Here is an 11,252-nt window from a genome sequence, read left to right as displayed (position 1 = left end):
GCATCAGCGTCGGCATCTGCATCTGCGTCGGCATCTGCATCGGCGTCCGCATCGGCATCAGCATCGGCGTCAGCATCAGCGTCGGCGTCGGCATCCGCGTCCGCATCCGCGTCCGCATCAGCGTCGGCGTCGGCATCAGCATCTGCGTCTGCATCAGCATCAGCATCCGCATCAGCATCTGCGTCGGCATCAGCATCGGCGTCTGCGTCGGCATCCGCGTCCGCATCGGCGTCGGCATCTGCGTCAGCATCAGCATCGGCGTCAGCATCGGCGTCTGCGTCGGCATCAGCGTCGGCATCAGCATCAGCGTCCGCATCGGCATCTGCATCAGCATCGGCGTCAGCGTCCGCATCTGCATCTGCATCGGCGTCAGCATCAGCATCGGCGTCGGCATCTGCGTCGGCATCTGCATCGGCGTCCGCATCGGCATCAGCATCGGCGTCCGCATCGGCGTCGGCATCAGCATCGGCATCCGCATCGGCATCGGCATCAGCATCAGCATCAGCATCGGCGTCGGCGTCGGCATCCGCATCGGCGTCAGCATCAGCGTCGGCGTCGGCATCCGCGTCCGCATCGGCATCTGCATCAGCATCGGCGTCAGCGTCCGCATCTGCATCGGCGTCAGCATCAGCATCGGCATCTGCGTCGGCATCTGCATCGGCGTCCGCATCGGCATCAGCATCGGCGTCGGCATCCGCATCAGCATCCGCATCGGCATCAGCATCGGCATCCGCATCGGCATCGGCATCCGCGTCGGCATCTGCATCAGCATCGGCATCCGCATCGGCGTCAGCATCAGCATCCGCATCGGCGTCTGCATCAGCGTCGTCCGCTGAAGATCCAGAAGATACACCAGCAAGAACGCCCCCAACTGCAAGTGCGGCCAACGCAACCCCAACACCGCCGCCAAGCACTCCAACTGCCCCATCTTCTACAACGATAGCGGCGCCATCTTCCGTGAAGGAGAGGGCGCTCTCGGAACCGTCAGCTGTGTAGTAGTTCTCGATCCGTATAATTTCTCCGGATGCCATGTGAATCAAAAGGTCATTGCCAGCGCGAACGTACCGGTCAACGCTCTCTTCAACGAAGGGGAGCCGAACTAAGCTCGGGCCTGTCAGATTAATGCTGTTAATATCAGCGGGCCGTTCAGAGCCATCCGTTCGATCGACTATCGTCACATTCATTGCAATTTTTCCTTTTAAAACAACATCTTATTGCATCGTACGGCAAAAACCACAATATTTAGTGAAGGCCACAATATCTGCAAAAAAATGAAACGCTTCCAGTGTGTGGTGCCTATCCTTACAAAACTATGCCCGTTAAAGGCGATTCATACAACCTTTTACACGCTAAGGGAGAGCTTTTGACGTTTCTTGTTGCTAACAAGCCGCATTAAAGTAGTCCAACTGAAGAAATCTTTAGTCATGGATTTTGGGACCCAAGCGCGTCTCTCTTGGGACAATTGAAGAGGCAGTTGCTATAATCGGGCAGATTAGTGCCAAACGAGAGCGCACCTCGTGAAAGCGGTCTTCTGAGCAATCGCAGCGAAAGAGCGATTTGATTTTGACACTCAACGCAGGAATGCAATGACCGCTCCCGCGACAACCTGCTGCGACGCAGCGGAAAATGTGCTGCGACCGCGCCCGAATGCTGCTCTAGCAATAGTTGCGTGATCAAAAAGCGGGTTTGCGCGTAGGTGGTTTATGGATGGTTTTAGGATGGTTTGGGGTCCACCGTGACCCCCGTCTCAATGTCGGGCTCCGCCGTGGGTTCGAGCGCGGCCACGCGCTCCAGAACGATGCGGTAAATGACGGTGTAGCCGTTCTTGCAATGCCTCCGCCCGGTCTCGATCAAAATGCCTTCCCGTATGAAGTCGATGATGGTGCGTTTGACGGTGCTCTCGCTAAGCTCTGTGTGGCGCTGGATCGTCCCTGTGGAACACCAGATGCCCGAGCCGTCATCGCTCGCCTTGTCAGCCAGGAACATGATGATCTGCTTGCGCACGGCGCTGCCGAAGCGACGCTCGGCGCATTCGTTTGCTATGCGCCAGCTCATGATCCCACCGCCAATTGGGTTGAGGTCAGACCGAAAATACCGTACAGATGGGTACGGAAATATTCTTCTATGCCGTTGAGGTGGGTGGCCGCCCCCTCAGCGGTTTTTCTTTGCCTTTTCGTCAGAGGGGGAGACTGTGAAAAACCGTTTACTTGGGCCTCGTAGCCCATTGAAAAGTGAACGTGAACGAAGCAAGTCCGTTTACAATTCCTTCCTTCCAAATCAACGAAATTTTCCGGATTGCAAATCCGTGTACACCGGTTCGTTTCCGGTACTCGCCTCCAATTTTCCCGGTAATTTTCCCGGTGCAGCGTCTATGCCCGTTGTGGGCCGTATGACTTTGGCAAGCCAAGCACCTGTTCTGCGATATAGCACAAGATCAAGTTGGTCGAAATCGGGGCCACTTGATAGAGCCTCGCTTCGCGGAATTTGCGCTCGACATCGTATTCTTCGGCAAAACCGAAGCCACCGTGGGTTTGCAAGCACGCCTCTGCGGCTTCCCAGCTTGCATCGGCAGCTAGCATTTTGGCGGTGTTCGCTTCGACACCGGGGTTGAGGCCGGAATCATACATAGCTGCCGCACGGTAGACGATTGCCTCCGCGGCCATCATATGCGCCTGGGCTTTCGCCAGCGGGAACTGCACGCCTTGGTTGGCCCCAATCGGTGCACCAAACACAACCCGTTCACGGGCGTAGTCAGCGCCTTTCTTCAAGAACCATTTGGCATCACCAATGCACTCGGCTGCGATCAATATGCGCTCGGAGTTCATGCCGGACAGAATGTAACGAAAGCCCCTGCCCTCTTCCCCAACCAGGCTTGAAGCGGGGATGCGCGCGTTGTCAAAGAACACCTCGGTCGTAGCATGGTTGATCATCGTTTTGATCGGCCTAATCTCAACCCCGTTGCCGCGTAACTCACGTAAATCAATCAGAAAAACCGACAAGCCCTCTGTCTTTTTGCTCACCTGATCACGCGGCGTTGTGCGCGCTAGCAGCACCATCAAATCAGAGTGCTCGGCGCGTGAAATCCAGATCTTCTGGCCGTTGACAACATAGTCGTCCCCGTCACGCACCGCCGTTGTTTTCAAGGCCAAAGTGTCGGTTCCGCTGGTCGGCTCCGTCACGCCAAAGGCCTGTAGGCGCAAGCTGCCGTCAGCAATTCCGGGCAAGTATTTCGCCTTCTGCTCCTCGGTGCCGTGGCGTAAAACCGTGCCCATCGTATACATCTGCGCGTGGCAAGCCGCCGCGTTGCAGCCGTTGCGGTGTATCTCTTCCAAGATCACCGAAGAAGCCGAGAGGTTCAGCCCCGAGCCGCCGAATTCTTCGGGAATCATCGCGCCCAAATAGCCCTCGCGAATGAGCGCATCAACGAAGTCCTTCGGGTAAGCGCGACGCGCGTCAAGGTCTTGCCAGTAGTCACCGCCAAAGCCGGCGCAGACATTCGCAACACCTTCTCGGATGTCGGCATATTCGGCAGTTACATCAAACGCGCTCATCGGGTTTTCCTTTTCTAATGTTACGCTATAGCTGCCTTACTTACCGCCAAATGCCAAGCTTTCGGTCAGCAAAATTTCTTGCTACTCAAAACATGACCCGCACAAAAAGGAAGTTGTTATGTCTGGAGATCTTGAAGGCCTGCTTGTTGTTTCAATAGAGCAAGCCGTCGCCGCGCCATACCTGACGGGCCGTCTGGCCGAAGCTGGCGCGCGAGTGATCAAAGTCGAGCGTCCCGAAGGGGATTTTGCCCGCGGGTACGACAGCCTTGTGCATGGCGAAAGTGCTTACTTCGTCTGGCTCAACCGTGGCAAGCAATCAGTCTGCCTTGATCTGCGGGCATCCACTGACAAAGCGCTTTTGGAAGCGATGCTCAAGGAGGCCGACGTCTTCGTGCAGAACCTTGCGCCCGGCGCTATTGAGCGTCTCGGCTTTGCTCCCGAACGGTTGCGCGCAGAAAACCCGCGCCTGATCACTGTGTCGATCTCCGGTTATGGCGAAGATGGCCCCTACCGCGACGCCAAGGCCTATGACTTGCTCATCCAAGCCGAAAGCGGGCTCAGCGCCATCACCGGCAATGCCAGTGGCGTCACCCGTGTTGGCGTTTCTGTGGCCGACATCTCCTGTGGGATGACAGCGCATCAGGCGGTCCTGCAAGCACTCATCGGACGCGGGGTGACAGGCAAGGGTCGGCACATCTCCGTCAGCCTGTTTCACGCCCTCGCCGACTGGATGAATGTGCCCTACCTACAGTTCGCTTACGGCGGCAAATCTCCGGCACTCGACGGGCTGAACCACCCGACAATCGCCCCCTACGGAGCATATGCTGGCTCTGACGGCAAAGAAGTCTTGTTTTCAATCCAGAACGAGCGCGAGTGGCTACGCTTTTGTCAGCAAGTGCTTGGGCAGCCTGAAGTCGCCAGTGATGCACGCTTTGACAACAACACCAACCGCACAGCCAACCGAGATGCGCTGAACGAGGTTATCAACGCTGTTTTCAGCCGGCATACCCGCGACGCTCTGGCCGATATGCTCACTGATTGCGGTATCGCCAATGGTCGTGTCAGCACGATGGGCGACCTTGCCAAGCACCCGCAAAACAAGCTGGTTGAGGCTGATACCCCCTCAGGCCCCGTGCAGCTGCTCGCACCCGGCGCGCTGGTTGACGGGCACTCACCCGTCTTTGGACCTGTGCCTGCCTTGGGTGAACACACCGATGCCCTGCGCGCCGAGTTCACCGCCAAAGCCTAGCGTTTCAGCACGATCACATGCCCGTCTTTCGGGCTGGCCTTGCCTTCGGCCAAGGCCTTGTAAACTGGCAGAGCTTCTGCAAGGCCGTCGTGCGGCTTGAGCGTCATCCAGTCAGCATCCGCCGCGATCCGCTTCCAAGCTTCGGTGATCTTGCGCTCGATAACGCCTGCGCCCCACTCTTCCCGCCGCTTGGCTATTTGAGCAGGTGCAAAAAAGAACTTCGGTTTCGCACCCGGCATGTTTGCCGGCTGCGCGAATTTGTCCCAATGGCTGGTGCCTACAGCCGCCGAGTGCTTCACATTCTCGGCCAGATGTTCGTGCAGACGCAGCTTTACTTCAGCGTTGCCCGCCATATCGACATAGACACTCGGCACGTTGCGAAGCTGCTCGACTTCGTCATATGTCAAAACTTCATCGCAGGCATTCAGCCCCTCGACAAAGCCCTTGTTGCTGGCGGAGGTCAGCCCAACGATCTTGTATTTGCGCGCATTGTCCTCAGCCAAAAATTTGCAAAGCCCAAGGCCGGTTTTTGACGAAGCACTGCCGATGATCACTTGCTCTGCGCCAAACTGCGCATTGTCTTGGAGCCAGTCGAACAGCAGATATGACGTCGCCAACAAAGGCTGCAACAGCGCGCGCATGCCGTCGGCCACAAGCCCTTTGTCGCTGACCTCAACATAGCGGATGTAAACAGCGGGAAGCTCGGCACGATGCGCCGCTTTATCTTCAATCATCCCGCCAGCCTCGCGCTCAGGCTGCATGACAAACTGCTCGGCCATAGGGAAAAACCCGTAAAGCCGCGTGCCGGTTTGCAAAGCTTCGCTCGCACTTTCAACAACCGTCGCAGTGCCCCACACCGGCACAATGCCCTGGCCCTCAATCCCTGTGGGAAAGAAGCTCCAATAACCGATCACAAAGCCCGTCGCCGCGTAAGTTACGTTGTTCGCCGTCAGCGCAAAGCTCTCAAGCGCAAGCCGCACTTCACCGCTGGCAAGCGGCGCATCGGCCACCTCTTCAAGCTTTGCAACCGTGATATTGCCTTGTTCAACCAGAATACGTTTTGACATGAAGTGCCTCCCTTGAGTTGCAACAACTATGAGCCGATTCAAGTCAATAACCAGTGGGCAAGCCAAAGAACGTCACGTAGCATTGGGAAAACTTGCTGGTACCCGCGGCCGGATTCGAACCGGCACGGCCTGTTCGGCCTAGAGATTTTAAGTCTCCTGTGTCTACCATTCCACCACGCGGGCCAGCGCCTTGTAGCTAGCGGCTAGCGCATCAGAAAACAATCCGGTTTTTGCCGTTCAATGTAAGGATTTTTATGACAGTCAAACGCATCACCGCCACGCTCAATGCGCCGTCGGTCGCAGCGCTTGAGACGTTCTATCAGCAAGTCTTCGGCCTCAAAACCCAGATGGACTTTGGCTGGTTTGCAACACTCGGCAGCGGCAAGCCTGCGCCTGTGCAGCTTAACCTCGCTTCTTCCGGCGGCGACGGAAAGCCCGTGCCCGAGCTCTCGATTGAAGTTGATAACCTTGATGAAGTTCACGCGCTGGCGCTCAAACATGGGCACGACATCCTCTACGGCCCCGCCGAGGAAGACTACGGCGTGCGCCGGTTTATGCTGCTTGATCCGGCGGACAACCTGATCAATGTGATGCAACACCTCTAGACGCTAAAGATCACTCTGCTGGCCTTTCATCGCCGGATCTCTCAACATCCGCCGCTCGGGCAGCCACGGGTTCAACCCGACAGCCAGCTCCAGATCGGCCCGCGCTTCACGCAGCCGGCCAAGGCCGAAGTATGTCAAAGCGCGGCCCGAGAGCGCGGCAATATGGGTCGGGGACAGTTCAATTGCGCGATCAAGATCAACCAGAGCTTTGGCATAATCCTGCCGGATGAAATGCACATAGGCGCGCTGATTATAGCCCTCGGCGTAGTCGGGGCAGTATTGCACCAGCTTGTCGAAATCACCCAATGCTCCGACCAGATCAAAGCCCGCGCGACGTTGCATGCCACGGTCAAGAATTTCCTGTGCTACACCGTCTGGTGCATCTGCCCAGAGCGCCCACATTTCATTGGTGATCACTCTTGCCGCCGCCTCGTTAGGGGCCGCGCGAACAGCCTCAACTAATTCGGCAAAACGCACCGAGTGATCAGCTGCTTTCGGGCAGGTTTCGGCCACAGCAGGCGCAGCCAACAGGAGTAAGACGAGCAAAAACCGCATGACAACACCATGCCACACCTTGAAGTTTGGTCAAATGACGTCTGCGAGAGTGGTCTCTTTCACGGCCTGCATCGCCACATATGTCGAGGTCGAGGCAACATGTGGAAGGCTTGATATATGCTCCCCCAATACAGTGCGGTAGTCGCTCATGTCCTGCGTTCTGATCTTCAACAAGTAGTCAAAGTTCGCGGCCATCAGATGCACCTGTTCAATCTGTGGTATCTTCATCACTGCCGCATTGAACTCAGCCAATGCCTTCTCGCGGGTGTCTGACAAGCGCACCTCGACAAACGCGACATGATCAAGCCCCAGCCGGATCGGATCAAACAGCGCTTTATAGCCGGTGATCACGCCGCTCTTCTCAAGCCGCCGCAGCCTTGCTTGGGTTGGCGACTTTGACAGCCCAATGCGTCCCGCCAAGTCGGTGATCGAGATCCGCCCGTCAGCCGCCAGCACCGAGAGAATCTTGCGGTCAAACCCGTCCAACTCAACCTGAGCACTTCGCCCTCTAGAATCTACATTTTCAGTCATATGTCACGCTACTTCCCCTATTGTCAGGAATATCTCCTGCAAAATATTCTGTATGCTAACCGAAATTGCAGGAGAGTCCCATGCCTCAGAACCTTTTTCGCACCGCCCTGAACAAAAACACCTACGCCGATGAGGCCAAAACGCTTGCGCGCCTGACAAGCGAGGCACAGCTTACCGACGAAGACCGTGCGCGCATCGTCGCCCGTGCCGCTGGTCTGGTGCGTGAAATTCGCGGGCACTCAAACCCCGGAATGATGGAAGTCTTCCTCGCGGAATATGGCCTGAGCACCGATGAAGGCATCGCCCTCATGTGCCTCGCCGAAGCCCTGCTCAGGGTCCCCGACGCCGACACCATTGATGCGCTGATTGAGGATAAGATTGCGCAATCCGACTGGGCCGCCCATATGGGCGCCTCAACCTCGCCCTTGGTCAACGCCTCGACGTGGGCCTTGATGCTCACCGGTAAGGTGCTCGACGATCACGAAAGCGGTGTCATCGGTTCCCTTCGCGGGGCGGTCAAACGCCTCGGCGAACCGGTTATTCGCACCGCCGTCAGCCGCGCCATGAAGGAGATGGGCCGCCAGTTTGTCCTCGGCGAGAGCATCACCTCCGCCATGGAACGCGCTTCAAAAATGGAAGCGAAAGGCTACACCTATTCTTACGACATGCTCGGTGAAGCCGCCCGCACCGAGGCCGACGCCAAGCGCTATCACCTGTCCTACTCCCGCGCCATCACCGCGATCGCTCAGGCTTGCAACGCCTCCGACATCCGCGAAAACCCCGGCATCTCGGTCAAACTCTCGGCGCTGCATCCGCGCTACGAAGTCGCTCAGCGCGCAAGGGTTATGGAGCAACTCACGCCACGCCTACGCTCGCTCGCGCTGCTCGCAAAATCCGCCGGAATGGGCCTGAATGTCGACGCCGAAGAAGCCGACCGCCTCGCGCTGTCGATGGATGTGATCGAAGAGGTTCTGTCCGAACCAGCCCTCGCCGGATGGGACGGCTTCGGTGTTGTCGTGCAAGCCTACGGCCAACGCGCGGGCGACGCGCTTGATTTCCTGCATGACCTCGCCGTGCGCACCGACAGGCGCATCATGGTGCGACTGGTGAAAGGCGCCTACTGGGACACCGAAGTCAAACGCGCGCAGGTCGAAGGCATCGAAGGCTTTCCAGTGTTCACGCGCAAGCCCGCAACCGATGTGAGCTACATCGCCAACGCCCGTAAGTTGCTGAACATGACCGATCGCATCTACCCGCAGTTCGCGACGCATAACGCCCACACCGTTGCCGCAGTGCTCGACATGGCAACCACGCTAGGCACACCGAAAGACGCCTACGAGTTCCAGCGCCTGCACGGTATGGGCGAGGCCTTGCACAACATCGTGCTCGAGGCAGAGCAAACAAACTGCCGCGTCTACGCCCCCGTCGGCGCGCACCGTGATCTGCTCGCATACCTCGTGCGCCGCCTGCTTGAAAACGGTGCAAACTCCAGCTTCGTGAACCAGATTGTTGACGACGAAGTGCCGCCAGAAGAAGTCGCCGCATGCCCCTTCGAGGCGCTTTCAAAGGCCGCCGGATCCCTCACCCAAGGCCCTGATCTCTACCAGCCCGAGCGGCCAAACTCTTTGGGGTTCGACCTGACCCATGAGCCAACTTTGACCCGTATTGAAAAGGCCCGCAAACCATTCCTGAACCACAGCTGGACGGCCGCTCCTCTTCTCGCAAGCAAAACCAAGCCACAAGCAGCACAGGCTGTCAAAAACCCCGCGCTGCCGTCGGACACCGTGGGAAAAGTTTCCTTCGCCAGCCCCGCCGACGTTGAAGCCGCACTCGGCAAAGCCACGCCTTGGAACGCCACGCCAAAAGCGCGCGCCAAAGCCCTGAGCAAAGCCGCCGATCTCTATGAGGCCAACTTCGGCGAGCTCTTCGCTCTCCTCGCGCGCGAGGCCGGAAAGTCCCTGCCCGACGCTGTTGCCGAACTGCGCGAAGCCGTCGACTTCCTGCGCTACTACGCCGCCAACGCGCCTGAAGTGCCGCCCGCTGGCATCTTCACTTGCATCAGCCCTTGGAATTTTCCGCTGGCGATCTTCACCGGCCAAATCGCAGCCGCCTTGGCCGCTGGCAACGCCGTGTTGGCAAAGCCTGCCGAGCAAACCGGCCTCATCGCCTACCGCGCGATCGAGCTTTTGCACGAGGCAGGTGTTCCCACTTCAGCCGTGCAACTCCTGCCCGGCGCAGGTGACGTTGGCGCTGCACTCACATCTGACTCCCGCGTCAACGGCGTGGCTTTCACCGGCTCAACTGATACCGCTCTGCTGATCCGCAAGAACATGGCCGACAACCTCGCTCCCGGTGCGCCCCTCCTGGCGGAAACAGGCGGGCTCAACGCGATGATCATCGACAGCACGGCGCTGCCGGAACAGGCGATCCAAGCCATTGTCGAGAGCGCGTTTCAATCCGCTGGCCAACGCTGCTCGGCCCTGCGCTGCCTCTATGTTCAAGAAGACATTGCAGAGCCGTTTACCAAGATGCTCAAAGGCGCGATGGACGAGCTCGCGATGGGTGACCCGTGGCTTCTGAGCACCGACAGCGGGCCGGTCATCGACGAAGCAGCCCGCGTGGGCATTGCCAAACACATTGAAACCGCCCGTGCCGAAGGCCGCTTGATGCACGAACTTCGTACGCCAAACTCCGGCACATTCATCGCACCGACGTTGCTTTCAGTCAAAGGCATCAAAGAGATGAAACGCGAAGTCTTCGGGCCGGTGCTACACCTCGCAACGTTCAAATCACACGAGCTTGATGATGTCATCGACGCGATCAACGCCACGGGATATGGCCTTACATTCGGGTTGCAAACCCGCATCGACGACCGTGTGCAACATGTCTGTGAGCGCATCCACGCAGGCAATATTTACGTCAATCGCAACCAGATCGGCGCCATCGTAGGCTCACAACCTTTCGGCGGCGAGGGCTTGTCTGGCACGGGGCCAAAGGCCGGTGGGCCGAATTATCTGCCGCGCTTTGCGTGCGTCAAAACGCAGCAAACCGAGGACAACTGGAACAGCTCGATGAGCGCCAGTTCGATGCAAACCGCGATCAATGCCAACGCTGTCTCCCGCGAGATACGAACGCTCGCCCTCCCGGGCCCGACAGGTGAGTCAAACGTGCTGACTTTGTTCACACGCCCTCCGCTTCTCTGCCTTGGGCCGGGTGCCGAAGCCGCCGCAGAGCAAGCAAAAACCGTCCGCGACCTCGGCGGTATTGCTGTTGAAGCCGACGGTGAACTGCCGCCAGAAGCGCTGCAAACCCTCACCGGCTTTTCTGCGGTGCTCTCATACGCAGATACGACTGTAGCACGCGCCTATGAGCAAGCGCTGGCAAGCCGCGACGGCCAGATCATCCCGCTGATCACCGGTGATCCCGACATTGCACGCGTGCTGGGCGAGCGGCATGTTTGTGTGGATACAACGGCATCGGGCGGAAACGCTGCTCTTTTGGCGGGGCAAGACTAAAGAGCTCGCAGTTTTTCGAATTTGCTACGCAAATCCGATCCCTCGCTGGCGCTCGTAAGTGTTTGCGCCGCACTTGCGTGCGTCACTGCGGGCGGGGTGGCCTGAGTGGGCTTTGCCCACTCAGGCCACCCCGCGAGGCGATGCCGTAGGCAGCGCAACCCCTCCCAAACCCCTCGCAA

9 protein-coding genes and 1 tRNA gene are annotated in these 11,252 nt (G+C 58.3%); 3 read left to right on the top strand and 7 right to left on the bottom strand.

Annotation, left to right across the window (positions count from 1 at the left end; translation table 11 throughout):
* The 3 genes from KO498_RS08275 to KO498_RS08265 form a co-directional block, all read right to left on the bottom strand.
* A partial coding sequence (locus KO498_RS08275; protein ID WP_215959395.1) for a BapA/Bap/LapF family prefix-like domain-containing protein occupies window positions 1-1,184 on the bottom strand: 1,184 nt, incomplete at its 3' end.
* Window positions 1,185-1,713: 529 nt separating this feature from the next.
* Window positions 1,714-2,055 carry a replication protein gene (locus KO498_RS08270; RefSeq protein WP_252731312.1) on the bottom strand — a complete coding sequence of 114 codons (342 nt, stop codon included), beginning with the start codon at window positions 2,053-2,055 and terminating at the stop codon, window positions 1,714-1,716.
* 314 nt (window positions 2,056-2,369) lie between these two features.
* The gene (locus KO498_RS08265; RefSeq protein ID WP_215959394.1) at window positions 2,370-3,551 is read right to left on the bottom strand and encodes an acyl-CoA dehydrogenase family protein; all 1,182 of its coding nucleotides are present in this window, start codon (window positions 3,549-3,551) and stop codon (window positions 2,370-2,372) included.
* Window positions 3,552-3,669: 118 nt separating this feature from the next.
* Here KO498_RS08265 and KO498_RS08260 point away from each other — a divergent pair, with 118 nt between their 5' ends.
* Window positions 3,670-4,800, top strand: a complete 1,131-nt coding sequence (locus tag KO498_RS08260) for a CaiB/BaiF CoA transferase family protein (protein WP_215959393.1) — start codon at window positions 3,670-3,672, stop codon at window positions 4,798-4,800.
* Here KO498_RS08260 and KO498_RS08255 read toward each other — a convergent pair.
* Together KO498_RS08255 and KO498_RS08250 are read right to left on the bottom strand one after the other, a co-directional pair.
* The gene (locus KO498_RS08255; RefSeq protein WP_215959392.1) at window positions 4,797-5,867 is read right to left on the bottom strand and encodes a DUF2855 family protein; all 1,071 of its coding nucleotides are present in this window, start codon (window positions 5,865-5,867) and stop codon (window positions 4,797-4,799) included. The two genes, KO498_RS08260 and KO498_RS08255, sit on opposite strands and share 4 nt — an antisense overlap.
* A gap of 96 nt (window positions 5,868-5,963) precedes the next feature.
* Window positions 5,964-6,050: transfer RNA gene (locus KO498_RS08250), tRNA-Leu, on the bottom strand.
* A gap of 71 nt (window positions 6,051-6,121) precedes the next feature.
* Here KO498_RS08250 and KO498_RS08245 point away from each other — a divergent pair.
* On the top strand, window positions 6,122-6,472 hold the full coding sequence (locus tag KO498_RS08245) for a VOC family protein (RefSeq protein ID WP_215959391.1): 351 nt from the start codon (window positions 6,122-6,124) through the stop codon (window positions 6,470-6,472).
* Window positions 6,473-6,475: 3 nt separating this feature from the next.
* On the opposite strand, the gene KO498_RS08240 is transcribed toward KO498_RS08245, so the two are convergent.
* Together KO498_RS08240 and KO498_RS08235 are read right to left on the bottom strand one after the other, a co-directional pair.
* A complete protein-coding gene (locus tag KO498_RS08240; RefSeq protein WP_215959390.1) occupies window positions 6,476-7,027 on the bottom strand; it encodes a tetratricopeptide repeat protein in 552 nt (183 codons plus the stop codon).
* Between the two features lie 30 nt (window positions 7,028-7,057).
* Window positions 7,058-7,558 (bottom strand): Lrp/AsnC family transcriptional regulator, encoded by a 501-nt coding sequence (locus KO498_RS08235; protein ID WP_215959389.1) that lies wholly within the window; start codon window positions 7,556-7,558, stop codon window positions 7,058-7,060.
* Window positions 7,559-7,638: 80 nt separating this feature from the next.
* Between KO498_RS08235 and putA the strand changes: the two genes are divergently transcribed.
* A complete protein-coding gene (gene putA / locus KO498_RS08230) occupies window positions 7,639-11,073 on the top strand; it encodes a bifunctional proline dehydrogenase/L-glutamate gamma-semialdehyde dehydrogenase PutA (RefSeq protein WP_215959388.1) in 3,435 nt (1,144 codons plus the stop codon).
* Window positions 11,074-11,252: the final 179 nt, after the last annotated feature.

The organism is Lentibacter algarum, assembly GCF_018860975.1.
Lineage (GTDB): Bacteria > Pseudomonadota > Alphaproteobacteria > Rhodobacterales > Rhodobacteraceae > Lentibacter > Lentibacter algarum_A.
The sequence above is the reverse complement of the archived record's forward strand: the minus strand, read 5'-3'. Positions and strand labels throughout refer to the sequence as shown.